The organism is Streptomyces sp. NPDC053474 (genome assembly GCF_044544845.1).
GTDB lineage: Bacteria > Actinomycetota > Actinomycetes > Streptomycetales > Streptomycetaceae > Streptomyces.
This window is the reverse complement of the sequence record NZ_JBITXV010000023.1, coordinates 53,462-73,274: the sequence shown is the minus strand read 5'-3', so window position 1 is coordinate 73,274 and position 19,813 is coordinate 53,462. Positions and strand designations below refer to the sequence as shown.

Sequence of the window (19,813 nt, the reverse complement as noted above, 5' to 3'; positions counted from 1 at the left end):
CACAGGTCCTTTCGCCTCGTCCCGCCCTCGGATGCGGAAGTGGTGGTCACGAGCCGGTTGGACGGGCGTGGAGCCCGTCCAACCGTCCGCATTGAGCGGCTGGACACCTTCGTCTCAGGCGCCGGCTTCCTGGATGAGGCTCTTCGGCCGGAGGTCCTTCCAGTTCTCCTCGACGTAGTCGAGGCACTCCTGACGGGTGGCCTCACCGTGGACGCGGGTCCAGCCGGCAGGCACTTCCGCGAAGGCCGGCCAGAGGGAGTGCTGGCCCTCGTGGTTGACCAGCACGAAGAAGGAACCCTCGTCGTCGTCGAACGGGTTGCTCATCGTTGTGTCCTTTCGCTCTTCTGTCGGGAACGGAGCTTCTCGGAGACGATGGCTCCAATCTGGGCCAGCGCCGCGGGTTGCACCAAGTCGTAGTGGTTGGACGGGATCTCGTGGGGCTCGATGGTTCCGGTGGTGAAGTCCTTCCAACTGGCTATGGCCTCCGGTACGGGCAGATGCGCCGGCCGCTCCTCCGAGGCGACGAAGAGCAAGATGTCGCCGGTGAAGGGCGAGGCGGTGTGCCGCGGCCCGACTTCCCACAGGTTGCGCATCACCGCCTCCAGGCGCTCCCTGACACCGGGCCCCTGGACCAGTCCACCGGCGAGTTCCAGGTCCTGCTCCTTGCGCTTCTGCACGGCCTCCTCGTCGCGCATGGCTTCTTCGCTGACCGTGCCGGTCGCGTTCCGCCCCATGTAGACGGGATAGGCGTCGAGCAGGGCCAGCAGGCCGACCTCGTCCCCTTCCGCCTCGAGCAGCGCGGCCATCGCCTGCGCGATCCGCCCGCCGAGGGACCAGCCGAGGAGGTGGTACGGCCCGGTCGGCTGCACGGCCCGGATGTGCTCCAGGTAATCGGCCGCCATCTCCTCGACGCTGCCGGGCAGGGGTTCGGTACGGGCCAAGCCGCGCGCCTGCACTCCGTAGACCGGCTGATCCACCGGAAGGTGCCGCAGCAACGGCTGATAGTTCCAGCTCAGGCCGCCGCTCGCGTGGAGGCAGAACAGGGGCGGGCGGTCACCGGCGGTTTGCAGCGGCAGCAGGACCTCGTAGTCACCCGTTTTCACCGAACGGGTCGAGCGCCGCCGCTCGCCCAGGACGACCAGGGTCTTGGAGGAGGTCTTCCGGGCGAGCAGGCCCGTGCGCAGCATCTGATGTCCCGGAGTTCCGAACGGGCAGGGCAGGGTGGATCGACCGTCCTTGCCCGCGTCCACCGCCGGTCCGGTGACGTAGAGATCGCCCACGGCCCCCGGAGCGACCGGGCTCAGCTGGTCGTCGAGCAGGAGCGCGCCGAGCGGGCCGTCCTCAGCCAAGTCGGCGAGCGCCGGGGGTGTCGCTCCGGACCACCGCGCCGGTGCGATGACCGGACGGCCGCGTTCGACGTCGTCCAGGCAGATGTCCAGGTCGCTGATCCGCCGCCGGGGATCCTCCGCCACCTGCTCCAGGACGCGGACCAGGCGCCGGGCCACCGACTCGGCCGTGTCCCGGTCGAACAGGTCGGTGGCGTAGCGGAGGATGCCTTCGACGCACTCCTCGTCATCGAGGCGCTCGGTGAGCTTGAACGCGAGATCCAGCTCCATGGCCTCGGCCCCGCCGGGTTCGACATCGGTGCGCAGGCCCGGCAGTTCCCTCGCGTCCCAGGTGCCGAGCCCTTCCTCAAGCACCTCGAGTCCCACCTGGAACACGGGGTGGCGGGAGAGCGAGGCGGGCAAGCCGAGGAGTTCGGCGAGCCTCTCGAAGGGCACGTCCAGGTGCTCCTGCGCGGCCCGGAGCGCTTCCTGCACGCGGGTGACGACTTCCAGGAAGGTCGGGTCGTCCGACACTTCCGTGCGCAGGGCGACCGGCCGGGCGAACGGCCCGATCATCGGCTCGAGGTCGATGAGGTCCTCGTCCCGGGGCAGCGTCGTGCCGATCACCAGGTCGTGGCCCGCGCCCAGTTTCGTCAGCAGCATGGCGAGCGCGGCGTGCACCACCTGGAAGGCGTCCGCGCCGGCCGACTCCGCCGCGTCCATCAACCGGGTGTACGGGCCCTCGTCCAGCCGCAGTTCGACCGTACCGGCCCGGCGCGACGGGACGACCGGCCGCGGGCGGTCGAACGGCAGCACCGTCTCTCCGTCGATGCCCGCCAGGTTGTCCCGCCAGAAGGCGACCTGCTCGTGGGGCAGGCTGCCCGGCTCGTCCTCGTCCGCGAGCAGTCGCTGCTCCCAGATCGCGTAGTCGGCGAACTGCACGGCCAGGGGCGCGCGCTCGGGGACCCGGCCCTCGCGCCGCGCGCCGTACGCGGCCGCCAGGTCGCGGAAGAACACGTCCAGCGAGTCGTCGTCGGCGAGGATCCGGTGCACCTGTAGGTGCAGCACGTGTTCCCTCTCCGCGAGTGCGAACAGCTCGCATCGCCACGGCACGTCCTTGGTGAGGTCGAACGCCGACTCGCGCCGCTCGGCGAGCAGCACGGGCAGGTCCTCTTCGGTGGCCGGGACGGGGGTCAGCTCGACCGTAAGGCCGTCTTGAACGTGCTGGTGGACGCTCTGTGCGTCGCCGGGGAAGGTCGTGCGGAGGATGTCGTGCCGGGCCGCGACGTCGCCGAGCGCCGCCGCGAGGGCGGGCACGTCCAACCGGCCGCGCAGGCGCAGTGCGACCGACGTGTGCAGGCCGGCCGTGTCCTTCCCCGGGTCGGCAAGGAGCCAGGCGCGCAGCTGTCGGGTGGTGAGCGGCACCCGGTCCGGCCGCTGGGCGGCTTCCAGTGCGGGGCGTGACTTCGCGGCGAGCATCCTCGCCAGGCCCGCGGGTGTCGGCGAGGAGAAGAGCTGCCGGATGGGCAGATCCGCGCCGAGTTCCTCACGGATCCGCGCGATGAGCCGCATGGCCAGGGCCGAACTCCCGCCGAGGTCGTGGAAGGTGTCGTCGCCCCCCACGTGGTCGACGCCGAGGATCTCGGAGAAAAGGGCGCACAGCACCTTCTCCGTCTCGCTCTCCGGCGCCTTCTCCGAGGCGTGTCCCGCGAGATCCGGGGCGGGCAGGGCCCGGCGGTCCACCTTGCCGTGGGCGGTGACCGGCAGGCCGGGCAGGGCGACCACCGCCATCGGCACCATGTACGCGGGCAGGACCAGGGCCATCTGCCGCCGGATCTGTCCTGCCCCCGCGTCACTGCCGTCGGAGACGAAGTAGCCCACCAGACGCTTCTCGCCCGGCTGGTCCTCCCGCGCCACGACGACTGCCTCGACCACCCCGGGCTGGGCCGCGAGGACGGCCTCCACCTCGCCCAGCTCCACCCGGTAGCCGCGGATCTTCACCTGGTCGTCGGCGCGGCCGAGGAAGACCACCTCGCCGTCCTTGTTCCAGCGCGCCAGGTCGCCGGTGCGGTACATCGGTTCCCCGGCGAGGAAGGGGCACGCCACGAACCGCTCGGCGGTCAGGCCAGGGCTGGTGAGGTACCCGCGGGCAAGGCCGGTGCCGGCGATGTACAGCTCGCCGGCCACTCCCGGCGCGACCGGGCGCAGGAAGGCATCGAGGATGTAGATCTTGCGGTTGGTCATGGGGCGGCCGATCGGCAGCTCCGACCCGAGCTCCTCGCCGGGCTCGATCGGCTTCCACGTCGCGCACAGGGTGGTCTCGGTCGGCCCGTAGGTGTTCCGCACCCGCAGGCCGGGCTGGGCCCGCCGCAGGTTCCGCACCGACTGGGCGGGGACCACGTCCCCGCCGGTCCCGATTTCGACCAGACCCTCGAAGCACTCCGGGGACGTCTCCGCCAGGGCGCGGAAGCTGCCGGCGGTGAGGTGGACGGCGGTCGCGCCGCGTGCGACGGCCTGGCGTACTCCGGCCGCGTCCAGCACGCCCGGTTCGGTGAGCAGGACGCGGGCGCCCGTGGCGAGCGGCACCCACATCGCGTAGAGCGAGGGGTCGAAGACGTGCGTCGCGTGCATCAGCACGCCGTCGCCCGGACCGATCCGCCAACCCGCGTCACCGGCCAGGCCGGCCACGGCCCCGTGCGGGATGCCTACGCCCTTGGGCAGGCCGGTGGATCCGGAGGTGTACATCACGTACGCCAGGTCGGCGGCGCTCGGCCGGCTCTCCGGCGCCGTGGCGGCACAGCCGTCGACGGCTGCCCGTGTCTCGGGCGCGTCGAGGACGATCGCGCCTTGCGGCGCGACGCCGCTGGTCGCCTCTGTGCACAGGACGGTGGAGACCGCGGAGTCGTCGAGAAGGAACGCGATCCGCTCGGCCGGGTACTCGACGTCCACCGGGACGTACGCCGCGCCTGTCTTCCAGATCGCCAGGAACGCGATCAGCAGGTCCGGCGACCTGTCCATGGCCACCCCGATCCGGTCGCCGCGGCCGATGCCGCGACCGGCGAGGTAGTGGGCAAGGCGGTTCGAGGCCCGGTCGACCTCGGCGTAGCTCAGATCCGCGCCGCCCGCGTCGGTGATCGCCACCGCGTCCGGGGCCGCGGCCACCCGCCGCGCGAACATCTCGACCACGGATTCTCCGGGCACCGGGCCCGCGGTCGCGTTCCATTCGTCCACCACCAGGGCGCGTTCGACCTCGCTCAGCAGTGTCAGGCGGCCGACCAGTACATCGGGCTCGGCGACCAGCCGCTCCAGCACGCGAGCCAGCGCGCCCACGACCGATTCGGCGACCGCGCGGTCGAACAGGCCCCGGTCGTAGTCGAGGATGAGCGGCATCCGCTCGCCGGGTCCTGTGATCAGGGTGAACGGATAGTGCGAGGAGTTGCGTCCCCGCTTCAGCGGGCGCAGGGTCAGGCCCTCGTTTGGCCCTTGGCCGAGTCCCTTGCGAGGGAAGTTCTCGTAGATGATGAGCGTGTCGAAGACCGCTCCGGGTCCGGCGACGGCCTGCACGTCTTGCAGGCCGAGGTGGTGGTGGGCCATGAGTGCCGACTGGTCGCGCTGCAGCTCGGCGAACAGCTCGACGGCCCGCCGCCCGCCGTCGAGCCGGACCCGCACCGGCAGGGTGTTGAGCAGTTGGCCGACCATCGACTCCACACCGGGGAGGTCGCCGGGGCGCCCGGAGGCGGTGGCGCCGAACACCACGTCGGTACGGCCGGCCAGTTGCGCCAGCACGGTGGCCCACGCGCCTTGCACGATGCTGTTCAGGGTGAGGCCGTGCCCGCGTGCAAGGCCGGCCAGCTCTTCTGTCAGGTGCGGGGACAGCTCCATCATCACCGTGTCGATGTCCGGCACGCGGGTGGGGTCGGCCGGGGCGACCGTGGTGGGCGTGTCAAGGCCTGCGAACTCCTCCCGCCAGGCAGCCTTGGCCGCCTCCTTGTCCTGCCGACCCAGCCAGGCGAGGTAGTCCCGGTAGGGCACGGTGGGCGGGAGTGCGGACGCGTCCCCGTTCGCCGCGTAGATCGCGGCCAGTTCGCGGTGGATGACGGGCATCGACCAGCCGTCCACCAGCACGTGGTGAAGGGTGTGCACGAGCCGGTGGCGCTCCGGGCCGAGCCGGATCAGGTGCAGTTTCATCAGCGGCGCCGTCTCGATGTGCAGCCGCTGGGCCACCTCGTCCGCGGCAAGGCGGTCCACCTCGCTGTCGGCGACGTCCTCCGGCAGCCCGGAAAGATCCGTCTCGCGCCAGGGGATCTCGGCGTCCCGTGCGATGACCTGCACCATCTGTGCGCCGCTGACATAGCGGAAACAGGCTCGCAGCGCGGCGTGCCGGTCCACGACGGCCTGCCACGACGCCCTCAGCCGGGCAGCGTCCAGCGGGCCGTCGATGCCGTACACGGTCTGCACGGTGTAGGTGTCGGGACCGTCGTGGTCGAGTGCGGTGTGATACAGCATCCCTTCTTGCAGCGGCGAAAGGGGCCAGACGTCCTCCACGCTGGAACGGGGCTTTGGACGAGTGCCGTCAACGGTCACAATCTTGCTCCTTACAGCGCTTGTTCGCCGGCCAGTCCGGCCTCGAGTTGATCCATCTGGTCGGATGAGAGAGCGACGAGGGGGCCCGCCGACGACTCCGGTGCCGCGGTGGCATCGCCGTCGGCGGGGAGTTCCGTGACGAGCAACGCCAGTCGTTCCGGCGTCCTTTCTTCGAACACCTGCCACGGGGTCAGTTCCAGCCCTTGCCTGCGGGCGCGGGCCGAGAGCTGCATCGAGATGATCGAGTCGCCGCCGAGTTCGAAGAAGCTGTCGTCGGGGCCGACCCGCTCAAGGCCGAGTACCTCCGCGAACAGGGCGCACAGCCGCGCCTCCATCGCCGTGCGCGGGTCCCGCTTCGATGACATGCCCGCGAAGTCGAGGGTCTGGAGCGCCCGGTGATCGAGTTTGCCGTTCGGGGTGAGTGGCATCTGCTCCAGCGATACGAACGCCGCGGGCATCATGTACTCCGGCAGGCGTTCGGCCGCCAGCTCGCGCAGCGCGGAGGTCAGCGTGCCGTTCTCGCCGGAGGCGTCGGCCGACGGCACGACGTACGCCACCAGCTGCTTGTCGCCGGGGCCGTCCCTGCGGACCGCGACCGCCACCTGGCCGACGCCTGGGTGCTCCGCGAGCACGGCCTCGATCTCCGCCGGCTCGACCCGGTATCCGCGCACCTTGACCTGCGCGTCGACCCGGCCCGCGAAGAGCAGCTGGCCCTCCGGGGTCCAGCGGAACCGGTCGCCGGAGCGGTACATCCGCTCACCGGGGGCGAACGGACTCGCCACGAACCGCTCCGCGGTCAGGCCAGGGCGTCCGAGGTACCCACGAGCCAGTCCGACGCCCGTGATGTACAGCTCGCCGACCACCCCCGGCGGTACCGGCTGGAGGAAGGCGTCGAGCACGTAGTGGCGCACGTTGTGGATCGGGCCGCCGAGCGGGACCTGGTCGTGTCCTGGGGCCAGCGGGGCGCTCATCGTCGAGCAGATGGTCGTCTCGGTCGGACCGTAGGCCTGGATCACCCGACGGCCGGGCGACCAGCGGTCCACCAGCGCGGCGGGGAGTGCCTCGCCGCCCGTCAGCACTGTCTGCAGGGTGTCCGGCAGGTCGTCCTCGCTCGCCAGCACACTCGGCGACACGGTCAGGTGAGTGATGCCCGCCTTGCGGATCGCGTCGCCCAGTGTCACTCGGGGCGGCATGCTCGTCGCGTCGGGCAGTACCAAGGTCGCACCGGCCAGCAGGGCCATGTACAGCTCGGAGACGATGGCGTCGAACCCGATCGCGGACAGCTGGAGGATCCGCGAGGACGACGTCACGGCCATCCGCTCGATGTGCGCGTACCCCAGGTTGACGAGCCCGGAGTGGGCGACCAGGACGCCCTTGGGCACTCCTGTCGACCCCGATGTGTAGATCACGTACGCCGCGTCGTCCGCTGCCACGCGCGGCAGCTCCACACCCGGATCGGCGGCGGGCAGCTCTTCCAGGACCAGCACCGTGCCCGTGAACTCCGCGGGCACGACCTCTCGTGTCGTCTTCGTGCACACCAGCACGTCGGGCGCCGAGTGCGCCAGCATGAACTCGACGCGCTCACGGGGGTAGTCCGGATCGACCGGCACGAACGCCCCGCCCGCGAACGTCACCCCCATGAGGGTCACCGCGAGTTCAGCCGAGCGCTCGACCAGTACTCCCACCCGGGCCTCACGCCGTACGCCCAGGCCCACGAGGAGCCGCGCCAGCGCTTCGACCTCGCCGAGCAACTGGCTGTACGACAGGGTCCGGGCCGCGTCCTGCACCGCCGGGGCGTCCGGCGTCCGGTCGACCTGCCGGCGGAACAGCGTCGGCAGTGTCTCCGCCGTGAGCGGCTTGTCGGTCCTGTTCCACTCGTCCACCACCAGGCGGCGCTGCTCAGGTCCGATCAGGCCGACCCGTCCCACCGGTGTGCGCGGATCGGCCACGACCTGCTCAAGGGCCCTCAGGAGCGACGCGAGCAGCTCCTCGACCCGGGTCCGCTCGAACGCGTCCGGGCGGAAGATGACTTCGCCGTGGACGGGGCCCGACACGGACGCGCGCATGGACAGGGGGTAGTGCCCGGTGTCGTTCGGAATGCCCGCGGGACGCATGATGAGGGCGTCGGGTTCTTCGGACACGGGCGGCGGGGGCGGGTAGTTCTCGAACACCACGATCGTGTCGAATGCCGCGCCGGGCCCGGCGTGCTGGTTGATCTCGGTCAGCCCGACGTGCTGATGCGGTAGCAGCGCGACCTGCCGCTGTTGCAGGTCCGCCAGCATGTCGACGAAGGGGTCGGCGCCGGCCAGGTGGGCCCGGACGGGCAGCATGTTCATGAACAGGCCGACCGCGGACTCGACACCGGGGATCTCGGGCGGACGACCGGCCACCGCGGCGCCGAAGACCACGTCGTCGCGGCCGGTCAGCCGGGCTAGCAGCAGTGCCCAGACCCCTTGGAAGAGCGTGTTCGCCGTCACGCCGTGATGGCGGGTGAACTCCCTCAGGCGCCGGCTCAGATCGTCGTCGAGTGCGAACCCGACCCGGTCGGGCTCGACGGGCGTGATGATCGTCTCCGGTGGTACGACGTGGGTCGCCTCGTCGAGCCCCGCGAGTTCGGCCCGCCACGCCTCCCGGGCGGCTGTCTTGTCCTGCTGGACGGCCCAGGCGAGGTAGTCGCGGTACGACGTCGGGGTCGGCAACGCCCGACCCGTCCCGCCGGCGTAGTACGCCGCCAGCACCTCACCGGTGATGAGCGGCAGGGACCATCCGTCCGCCGCGATGTGATGCGACGTGAAGACGAGCCGGTGCCGACGGTCGCCGAGACGCAGCAGGTGCAGACGCAGCTGCGGTGCCCGGGTCAGGTCGAACCGCTCGGCGTGCAGCTGTGCCGCGAGACGGTCGACTTCCGCCAGCGCCTCGTCCTCGGGCAGATGGGACAGGTCGGTCTCCTGCCAGGGCAGCGCCACCTCGCGGGCGACCGCCTGCACCGTCGCACTGGACCCGAGCTGGTGGAAACTCGCCCGCAGGGCGGGGTGCAGGTCCAGCAGCACCTGCCACGACCTGCGGAAGCGGGCGACGTCCAGCGGTCCCTCGATGACGAGGGTACGCATGCTCGCGTACACGTCCGGGCCGCGCTCGTCGGCGGCGTGGAACAGCAGGCCCTCCTGGAGCGGAGACAGCGGCCAGATGTCGATCAGGTCCGGTACGGCGGCCTCGATCTCCGCCACGTCCCGCTGCGTCAGCACGGTGAGCGGGAAGTCGGACGGCGTGTGCCCTCCGGCGTCGCCGGCGTCGACGTGGGTGGCGAGGCCGGTCAGCATGTCCAGCCAGCCCTGCCCGAGCGACTCCGCCTCCGCTTCGCCGAATACGCGCCCGGCCCAGGTCAGGGACAGCTCGAGTGCGGGCCCGTCGGGGGCGTCAAGCACGACCGCGTCGATCTCCAGCACGTGCCGCAATGCCGCGTCCTGGTCCGTCGTACCGCCGATGGTCCCCACCATCTGCCAGGGCTCCGCAGCGCCGTCGGGCCGGGACGAGAAGCGGCCGAGGTAGTTGAACCCGATGTCCGGCTTCGGCAGCGCCGCCAGGACCGGGCCGGTCTCGGCGTTGAGGTACCGCAGCATGCTGTAGCCGAGCCCGCCGTCGGGTACGGCTCGCACGTTCTCCTTGACGCTCTTCAGCAGCAGGCCTGCCGCGTCGCCACCCCAGACGGCTTCGGCCGTGTCGATCCCGGCCACGTCGAGGCGGAGCGGGTGTATGTCGGTGAACCAGCCGACCGTGCGGGACAGGTCCAGGTCGCCGAGGGGCTGGCGGCCGTGACCCTCGACGTCCACCACGACGGTCGTGTCTCCGCGCCATCGGGCCACCGCGCCCGCCAGAGTGGCCAGCAGCACCTCGTGAACACCGCAGTGGAAGGCCGAGGTCGCCTTCGCCACGAGCACACCGGCCTTGTCCTGCGACACCCTCCACGTCCTGCGTCCGGCGGTCGACATGGTGTCGCGCGTGGGGTCGAACTCGCCTGGCAGCGACTGCGCTCCGTCGAGGATCGCCGTCCACGTCTCCAGCTCCGCGGTCCGGGTCGCCGCCTGCTCGACGAGCGTGCGCGCCCAGCGCCGGTACGAGACGTCGACCGGATCGAGCGCCGGTTCCCGGCCCGCGGCCACGGCCGCACATGCCGTCTGCAGATCCGGCAGCAGGACGCGCCACGACACGACGTCGGCCAGGAGGTGGTGCGCCACCACCACGAGCCGTCCGAGGCGGCCGGGTCCCGCGTCCACCCACACCGCCCTGATCATCACGCCGGCGGCGGGGTCAAGGCGGGCGGCCGTCTCCTCGGCGCAGCGCTCCGCGATCTCGTCCACGTCTCCGGCACCGGCCTCGACCCGCTCGACCAGCGTCGCCGCGGCTACCGCTGCCCGGTCGGCCACGACAAGGCGGGGCTGCTCCGTGTCGGTCTCGACGATCCGGCTGCGCAGCATGTCATGGGTGTCGATCATCGCGGCCAGTCCGGCGGCCAGCACGTCCACGGACAGGTCGTCGGGCGCGCCCACGGTCACCCACTGCGCCGGTGCGCGTCGGGTCATCGCACGGGCGTCGCGTTCCAGCAGTGCCCGCGCCACCGGTGTCCACGGGACCTCGCCGACGCCGTCGGCGACGTCGGTCCGCGCCGGTCCGCCGCGCTCGGCGACCGCCGCGATCCCCGCGGGCGTCTTCTGCTCGAAGACCTGCTTCGCCCCGAAGACGAAACCCTCGCGACGTGCGCGGGCGGCCAGTCGCATCGACAGGATCGAGTCGCCGCCCAGCTCGAAGAAGCCGTCGTCGGCGCCAACCCGGTCAAGGCCGAGTATCTCAGCGAACAGGTCGCACAACACGCGCTCGGCCTCGGTACGCGGCTCGCGGCCGGCCGCCCTCGCGATGTGCTCCGGAGCGGGCAGGGCCGCACGGTCGATCTTTCCGTTGAGCGTCAGCGGGAAGCCGTCCAGCACCACCACCGCGGGCACCATGAATTCCGGCAGCCGCGCCGCGAGGTGCTCGCGGACCGTGTCGGAATCCGGTCCCGGATCCCCTTCCGTGGTCACGTACGCGATCAGCCGCTTCTCGCCGGTCTTGTCCTCCCGCACCACCACGATCGCCTGCGCGACCTGCGGGACCTCGACCAGGGCCGCCTCGATCTCCCCGGGTTCCACGCGGTAGCCCCGGATCTTCACCTGGGAGTCGGCCCGTCCGACGAACAGCAGCTCACCCTGGTCCGTCCAGCGCGCCAGGTCGCCGGTGCGGTACATCCGCCCGCCCGTCGCCTCGCAGGCGCTGCGCGCCGCCGTGTCGCCGGGGGCGAACGGATCAGCGACGAACCGTTCCGAGGTCCGCCCGCCCGCGCCCAGATAACCGTGCGCGAGGCCGGCGCCGGCGAGGTAGAGCTCTCCGGTCACGTCGGGCGCCACCGGCTGGAGGAACGCGTCGAGCACGTAAGCCCGCCGTCCAGCCAGCGGTCGGCCGATCGGCAAGGTGTCGCCCGTCTCGTCCCCCGGTTCGAGGAGGTGCCACGTGGCGCAGAGGGTGGCCTCGGTGGGGCCGTAGAGCTGCCGGACCCGAACCTCCGGGCACGCCCGGCGCACCCGCGCGACGGACGCGAGGGGTACCGCGTCACCGCCGGTCAGGATCTCGCGCAGCCCGCGGAAGGACTCCGGCGACTCCTCGGCCACCACGCGGAAGCTTCCGGCCGTCAGATGGGCGGTGGTGACGCCGCCTTCGATCGCCTCGCGCAGCCGCTGCGCGTCGACCGCGCCCGGTTCCGCGACCCGCACGCGGGCCCCGCTGACCAGGGGCACCCAGATCTCCACCAAGGACGCGTCGAACGCATGGGGGGCGTGCAGCAGCACGCAGTCCTCCGGGCCCTGCGACCAGCCCGGGTCGCTCGCGAGCGCCGCCACGCTTGCGTGCGGCACCGCGACGCCCTTCGGGACCCCGGTCGATCCCGAGGTGTACATCACGTAGGCCACGTCGTGCGCGCCGACCGTGAGGGGCGGTGCCTCGTGCGGCACGTCCGCGATCGCCGGTGCGTCCATGACCACCGGCTCGACCGCGTCCGGCACCGCGTCGCGGGTCGCTCCCACGCAGACCGCCACCCGCGCGCCGGCGTCGGCCAGCATCCTGTCGATCCGTTCCGCGGGGTAGTCCACGTTCACCGGCACCTGCGCGGCCCCCGCCTTCCAGACCGCGAGCAGGGCGACGAACAGGTCAGCGCCGCGTTCCATCACCACGCCGACACGGTCGCCACGCCGCACGCCCCTCCCGGCGAGGTGCCCTGCCAACCCATCCGACTGCCGGTCGAGGTCGGCGTACGACAGGGTGCGTCCGCCGTCCATGACCGCCACGGCGTCCGGGGTCCTTTCGGCCTGCTCGCGGAACAGCTCAAGCACCGACCGCCTGTCGGCCGCTTCGCCGGTCGAGCTTCCGCGCTCCACCAGCGACCCACGCGTCGACTCGTCCGTCACGGCCAGGCGGCCCACCGGAAGCGAGGGCTGCGCCACCATCCGTTCAATGACCCGTACGACCTGCCTGGTGACCTCAGTGGCCGTCTCCCGGTCGATCCGATCGGGGCGGTAGGCCACGTCGATCCGCAAGCGGTCCCCGGGAGAGACGCTCATCGTCAGCGGATAGCTGGTACCGGTCCGGGTGCGGACCGAGCTGATCGCGAAACCACCGTCGCCCCCAGGCCCCGCGGCGTCGTCCGGGTAGTTCACGACCATCACGAGGGTGTCGAAGATCGCGCCCGTGCCCGCGAGGCGCTGGATTGTCGACAGCCCCAAGTACTGATGCTCCGTCAACGCCGCTTGGCGGCTCTGCACGTCCTGCAACATGTCGAGTACCGGCCGGTTGCCGTCGAGCCGCACACGTACCGGGACGGTGTTGATGAACATCCCCACCATCCGCTCGACATCCGGAACGTCCGCGGGGCGCCCCGACACCACGGACCCGAACACCACGTCCGTGCGGCCCGCAAGGCGTGCCAGCACCAGCGCCCACGCGCCCTGCACGATCGTGCTCAACGTCAGCCCGTGGCCACGTGCGAAGCCGGTGAGCGCCCGCGTCGCCTCCTCGGGCAGCCATTCGGCGTGCCCGTCCGGCATGACCATCGTCTTGTCCGCGTCGGCGTCCATCCTGGTCGGTTCGTCCGACCCGGCCAGCTCGGACTGCCACGCCGCTCGTGACGCCTGCTCGTCCTGGCGGCGGAGCCACGCCAGGTAGTCCCGATAGGACGGGGGCGTCGACGAGCCCTGTTCGCCCGCGTAGCCCGTCGCCATCTCGCCCAGGACGATCGGTGTGGACCAGCCGTCCAGGACGACATGATGCGACGTCACGACGAGCTGGTGCGTGTTCTGACCGAGACGGATCAGCAACAGCCGGATCAGCGGTGCCTTGGTCACGTCGAAGCGCTCTGCCTGATCCCGCGTGAGCAGGCGGTCGACCTCCGCCGCCGCGGCCGCCTCATCGAGGTGCGACAGATCGGCCTCACGCCATGGAACTTCGACCTCGCCCGCTACGACCTGCACCGTCTCGCCGGATCCGAGCTGGTGGAAGCTCGTCCGGAGCGACTCGTGCCGGGCGACGAGGCGTTGCCACGCCGCACGCAGCCGTGGTGCGTCGACCGGTCCGTCGAGGTCCAGGATCCGCTGGCTCTGGTAGACGTCGACGCCGTCCTCGTCGATGGCCCGCTCGAAGAGCATGCCTTCCTGAAGCGGTGACAGGGGCCAGACGTCCGTCAGCCCTGGTGCCGCGGCCTCCAGCTCCGCCACGTCCCGCCGCGTCAGCTCGACGAGGCCGAAGTCGGACGGGGTGTGCCCGCCGGCGTCGGGTCCCTCGGCCAGCGCCGCGAAGCCGGTCAGCATCTCCAGCCATGCCTCGCCGAGCCGCTCCACCGTGGCGGGGTCGAGATCCCTGCCCTGGACGGCCAGCCTCAGCCGGGGTCCGGCGGGTGTGTCCTGAACGTCCGCGGAGACCTCCACCGGGTGGGCCGCGAACATCTCGGGACCGCCGCCGAGCGACTCTTCGCACCCCTGCCACGGGGTGTCCTCGGTGGCGAGGCTGGACCGGCCGAAGTAGTTGAAGCCGATCTGCGGGGACGGCAACTCGGCCAGCACGGCCCCGGTATCGGGGTTGAGATAGCGCAGCAGCCCGTAGCCGAGGCCGTCGCCGGGGACGGCACGGACCTGTTCCTTCACGGCCTTCAGCAACTGCCCGGCCTCAGCGTTCCCCGCTGCCGCGGCGGAAAGGTCCACCTCGGAGACATCGAGCCGGACCGGGTGCACGCTGGTGAACCAGCCCACGGTCCGCAACAGATCCTCACCATCGGCGGCATGGCGGCCATGGCCTTCCACGTCCACCAGGATCCCGGCCCCGGCGCCGCTCCGGCGCGCCACCGCACCCCCGAGGCCCGCCAGCAGGACTTCGTGGATCCCGCAGTGGAAAGCCTGCGGCAGCCGGGCCACCAAGCTGCGTGCCGTGGCTCCGGACAGGGTCCATGACCACGAGTGCGACCGCCCGGGCTGCCTTTCGAGGGACGCATCCGCACCGTCCAGTACGGCGGACGGGCCCGCACCATCCAGTACGGCGGTCGCATCCGCACCGTCCAGTACGGCGACCCAGTGATCGACTTCAGCGATCGTGCTCTCGCTGAACGCCTGCTCGGTCAGCCGCCGCGCCCAATGCCGATACGAGGTCGTCGCAGGTTCGAGGGCAGGAAGCTCGCCGGAGATCACCGCGTCGTACGCCGACCGCAGATCCGGCAGCAGGATTCCCCACGAGACCGCGTCGATCGACAGATGATGCACCACCAGAGCCAACCGGCCCGGCCGGTCGTTTCCGGCGTCGACCCACACGGCCCGCACCATGGTTCCCGCCGACGGGTTCAGCGTGGCCGCCGCCGTCCTGGCTTCGTGCTCGGCCAGCTCATCGAGGTCCGCGGTCCCGGCCGGTACCCGCGTGACCAGGCCGGTCGCGTCCACCGCGCCGCGCTCGGCCACGAACAGCCGTCCGTCGGGTGTCACCCGTGCCCGCAGCAGATCGTGCACGTCCAGCACCGCTTGCAGGGCGCTCACCAGGGCATCCGGACTCAGGTCCGCCGGGGTGACGACGACCTTCGCCTGCACGAAGCCAGGGCGCGCCGCGGCGTCCCCGAGGGCTCGCATCACCGGTGTCCAGGGGATTTCTCCCACGCCTGTGACGGCCTCGGCGCGGTCCCGTACGCGGGTCGTCAGGGCCTCTTGTGTCAGTGCCGCGAGTCGCTCGGGGGTCCGGTGCTCGAAGATCTGCCGCGGGGTGAGGAAGATCCCCTCGCGTCGCGCACGGGCGGCCACCTGCATGGACGAGATCGAGTCCCCGCCCAGCTCGAAGAAGCTGCCCTCGACCCCGACCCGTTCCAGGCCGAGGACTTCGGCGAACACTCCGCACAGGATGCGCTCGGCTTCCGTCTCCGGCTCCCGGCTGACCGCCTTCGCGGCGAAGTCCGGGTCGGGCAGGGCCTGCCGGTCCACCTTTCCGTTGACGGTCAACGGCAGTTGGCCCAGCACCAGGACCGCGGCCGGAACCATGAACTCGGGCAGCTTCTCCGCGAGTTGCTCGCGCAGCCGGACCGGGTCGACGTCGTGCCCCGCTTCAGCGACCACGTAACCGATCAGGTGCTGCTCGTCGCGTACGGACACGACGGCCTGGCCGACGCCGGGCAGGTCGGCGAGGGCCACCTCGATCTCGCCGGGCTCCACTCGATACCCGCGGATCTTGACCTGGTCATCGGCACGTCCGGCGAATGCCAGCGCACCCTGGTCCGTCCAGTACGCCAGGTCCCCGGTCCGGTACATGCGCTCGCCTGTCACCCGGCCACCGTCCCCCGCGGAGGCGCTGTGCGCCGCCGCGTCGCGGGGGACGAACGGATCAGCGACGAACCGCTCCGACGTCAAGACCGCACGGCCGAGATAGCCCTGCGCCACACCGGCTCCAGCGACATACAGCTCGCCCACCACGCCCGGAGGCACCGGTCGCAGGAACGCGTCGAGGACGTAGGTCCGTCGCCCCGAAAGCGGTCGTCCGATCGGCAGCACTGATCCCGCCGCGTCGCCGGGTTCGAGCAGCCACCACGTGGCACACAGCGTGGTCTCCGTCGGGCCGTAGAGATGCCGCACCCGCACGTCAGGGCTGCTGCGCCGCACCCGCTCCACCGCCGCGGGCGGCACGGCGTCGCCACCGGTCAGGACCTCGCGCAGACCGGCGAGCGACTCCGGTGACTCCTCGGCCACCACCCGGAAGGTCCCCGCGGTCAGATGGGCGACCGTGACACCGCCCGCCACATATCCGGCCAGAGCCTCGCCGTCCACCGCGCCCGATCCGGCCAGCACCACCCTGGCGCCCGACAGCAGCGGCACCCACAGCTCGAACAGGGATATGTCGAAGGCGTGCGAGGCGTGCATCAACACGGCGTCATCAGGGCCGATCGTCCATCCCGGGTCCCCGGCCAGCGCCGCGACGTTGCCGTGCGACACCGCGACGCCCTTCGGTGTTCCCGTCGACCCCGACGTGTACATCACGTATGCGAGGTCGTCAGCGTGTACGTCGACGGACAGACGGGTGCACTCCGCGACCGCCTGCCGTGTCCGGGCGTCGTCCAGGACGATCGGGTCGAGCCCTCCGTCCAGCACGACATCTCGGTACGCTTCCGCGCACACCACTGCGGTCGGTTCCGCGTCCGCGAGCATGAACTTCACGCGTTCCGCCGGGTAGGCGGGGTCCACGGGGACGTACGCCGCTCCTGCCTTCCACACCGCGAGCAACGTCGCGACCAGCTCGGGTGACCGGTCCATCACCACGGCCACCCGGTCCCCGCGCTCAACTCCCCTGCCGCGCAGATAGTCGGCGAGGCGCTCCGCGTGCTCGGCCAGTTCCCCGTACGACATCGCCCGCTCGCCGTCGACGACCGCTGCCTTGTCGCGGCGGCGCTCCACCTGGCGGTCGAACAGCTCCGGGGCCGGTCGGCCCGGCGCCATGGCGGCGGTCGTACCCCATTCATTGACCACCACATCGCGCTCGGCCGCACTCGTCACATCGACTTCGGCCACCGTCAGGTCGCCCGCGTCCGTCAGCTGACGCAGAACCTCCTTCAACCGCTCGACGATGGAGAATGCTGTGGCCCGGTCGAAGATTTCCGTCAGATAGTCGAGTTTGAAGAGCATTGACGCGCCGGGGACGCAGACCAGCGTCAGCGGATAGTGGGCGGCTACCCGGCCCTGATGTATTCGAATGCCAAAGTTTCCCTCGGAGTCCGATTCGGCGGGCTTGTTGGGGAACTTTTCGAAGACGATCAAGGTGTCGAAGACCGCGCCGGGGCCAGCCGCCTGCTGTATGTCCACAAGCCCCACGAACTGGTCAGGTATGAGCGCCGACTGCCGCCTCTGCAATTCCGCAAGGAGTTCCATGACCGGCGTCGAGCCGCACAGTTGCACGCGTACCGGGACGGTGTTGAGGAACAGCCCCGCCATCTCCTCGACGCCGGGCAGGTCCGGCGGGCGCGCCGACACCGCCGCCCCGAACACCACGTCCGTCCGGCCCGCAAGGCGTGACAGGACCATCGCCCACGCGCCTTGCACCACGGTGTTCAGCGTCAGCCCATGGCCACGGGCCAGCTCGTCCAGCGAGCGCGTGAGGGCCTCGGACAGCTCGACCTCGACGCTGTCCGGCACGCCGGGGGCTCGCCCCGGATCGGCGGGCGCCACCAGCGTCGGCTCCTCGGCACCGCGCAGCCGCGCCACCCATGCCGCCAGTGCCCTTTCCTTGTCCTGCCTGCTCAGCCACGCGAGGTAGTCCCGATACGAGGTCACCGCGGGCAGGGCCAGCGGGTCGCCGCCTGCCGGGTACAGCTTCGACAGCTCGTTGACCACGACCGGCAACGACCAGCCGTCCATGATCGTGTGATGGCAGGTCATCACCAGTCGGTGCGTACGGTCGTCGAGGCGGATCAAGGTCAGCCGCAGCAACGGCGCCTGTGCGAGGTCGAATCGTTTCGTCCGATCCTCCTCGGCCAGCGCCCGCACGGCCTCGTCGGGGTCATCGAGGTGGGAGAGGTCGACCTCCCGCCACGGCAGCTCCACGTCCTTGACGACGATCTGCACCGTCTCACCCGATTTACGCTGCCGGAAGCAGGCCCGGAGCGGAGCGTGCCGGGTCAGCAGCGCCTCCCATGCCGCGCGCAGCCTGGCCGCGTCCACCGGCCCGTCAAGCTCCAGGATCCAATGGCCTATGTAGACGTCGGGCCCTTCTCCGTCGTAAACCGCGTGGAAGAGCAACCCAGCCTGTAGTGGCGACAGCGGCCAAATGTCTTCGATCCGCGACTGGGCCATCAATGTCTCCCTTAATCAGCTGTGGGCTTGACGTTGGTCGTCGAACTAAACCGTGAATTCCTCAAACTCGCCCTGAAGCAGGCCGAGGAGGTCGACGTCGAATGCGGAACGTGCCGCACGGAAGAATCATCCGCCTGATGGGTAAGCCCAGACAACATGTCCAGTCACACCAGAGGCGGTCGCTCGATCGCCGTCGCTCAATACACGCGCGCCAAACGGCGCCCGGCCGTCATACTCCACGTCGAAGGGGTCACCGGCAACGTGACTAAGTCCTGCCGGTACTTCGGGATCAGTCGGCAGGCGTACGACGGCTTGTACCGCCGCTACCAGGCCGAGGCGTCGAGGCCCTGCGGACCCGCTCGGCGGATCCTGAACCGGCGGAACACGGGCCGCGGCGGGCGCTCAGCGCTCGTGCCAGCCGCCGGCCCGCAGGGCTTCCCGCAGCGGTGCCGACATGCCGGGAGCGACGCTGACATGGACCAGGCCTGCCTGTCGGCCGGTGGCATGCTCGATGCGGATGTCCTCGATGTTGACGTCGGCGCGGCCCGCATCGGTCAGCAGACGTGCCAGTTCGCCCTGCTGGTCGCCGATCATCACGGTCACCGATTCGAACCGTTCAGGCCGCGGCCCGTGCTTACCGGAGATGCGGCTGCGGCCCGACACCCCCCTGCGCAGCATGGTCCCGACCGTCTTCATGCCACTGCTGCGCTTGGCTTCGTCCGTCGCTGCCATGGCGCGCAGCCCGGCGACCATCTCGCTCAGATCGGCGCCCAGTTCGTCCAGGAGGTCCGCCACGACCGCGGCGTTGCCGCCCAGGATGTCGAGCCAGAGCTGGGGGTCGGCTTCCGCGATCCGGGTCAGGTCCCGCAGCCCCGGGCCCGCCAGGCTCACCTCACGTTCCTCGGCGCCTTCCAGGCGCATCGCGACCAGGCTCGCCACCACGTGGGGCGCGTGGGACACCAGCGCCACCGCGCGGTCGTGCGCCGCCGCCTCCATCAGGACGGGAACAGCGCCACACAGCGTCACCAGCTCCAGTGCCGTGTTGAGCGTTTCGGTATCGGTGTCCGCCGTGGGCGTCAGCGCCCAGGTGCGGCCCTCGAAGAGATCGCCGCGAGCCTTCAGTGGACCGCTGCGCGACGCGCCCGCCATGGGGTGCCCGCCGACGTAGCACGAGGTGTCGCAGTCGAGGGCGATGACGTCGTGCTGCATCTCCGCCTTCACGCTCGCCACGTCCGTGTAGTGCCGGGCCAGGTGCCCACCCTGTGCGTCCGCCAGCACCTTGCCGACGAGCGGCGGCGGCACGGCGACGATCGCCAGGTCGACGGTTTCCGTGGGCGGCTGCACCGTACCGGCGCCCAGCGACGCGGCCGTCCGGGCAGCCGCCGAGTCGACGTCCCTGAGGTACACGGTCAGGCCACGCGCCCGCAGCGCCAGCGCCACCGACGTACCCATCAGACCTGTGCCGATCACCAGTGCGGAGTGCATCACGGCCACATCCATTCCTTCGGTTGACCAATATGA

The 19,813-nt window shown here is 71.1% G+C and carries 4 protein-coding genes; all 4 read right to left on the bottom strand.

Annotated elements, in window-relative coordinates:
• Positions 1-114: 114 nt before the first annotated feature.
• The gene (locus ACIG3E_RS37480; protein ID WP_399624948.1) at positions 115-324 is read right to left on the bottom strand and encodes an MbtH family protein; all 210 of its coding nucleotides are present in this window, start codon (positions 322-324) and stop codon (positions 115-117) included.
• Positions 321-5,870, bottom strand: a complete 5,550-nt coding sequence (locus tag ACIG3E_RS37475) for an amino acid adenylation domain-containing protein (protein WP_399624945.1) — start codon at positions 5,868-5,870, stop codon at positions 321-323. The genes ACIG3E_RS37480 and ACIG3E_RS37475 overlap by 4 nt, the downstream gene beginning before the upstream one ends.
• Before the next feature lie 50 nt (positions 5,871-5,920).
• The gene (locus ACIG3E_RS37470; RefSeq protein ID WP_399624942.1) at positions 5,921-18,292 is read right to left on the bottom strand and encodes an amino acid adenylation domain-containing protein; all 12,372 of its coding nucleotides are present in this window, start codon (positions 18,290-18,292) and stop codon (positions 5,921-5,923) included.
• 402 nt (positions 18,293-18,694) lie between these two features.
• Positions 18,695-19,792, bottom strand: coding sequence for a prephenate dehydrogenase (locus ACIG3E_RS37465; protein ID WP_399624940.1), 1,098 nt, complete (start codon positions 19,790-19,792; stop codon positions 18,695-18,697).
• Between the last annotated feature and the right edge of the window lie 21 nt (positions 19,793-19,813).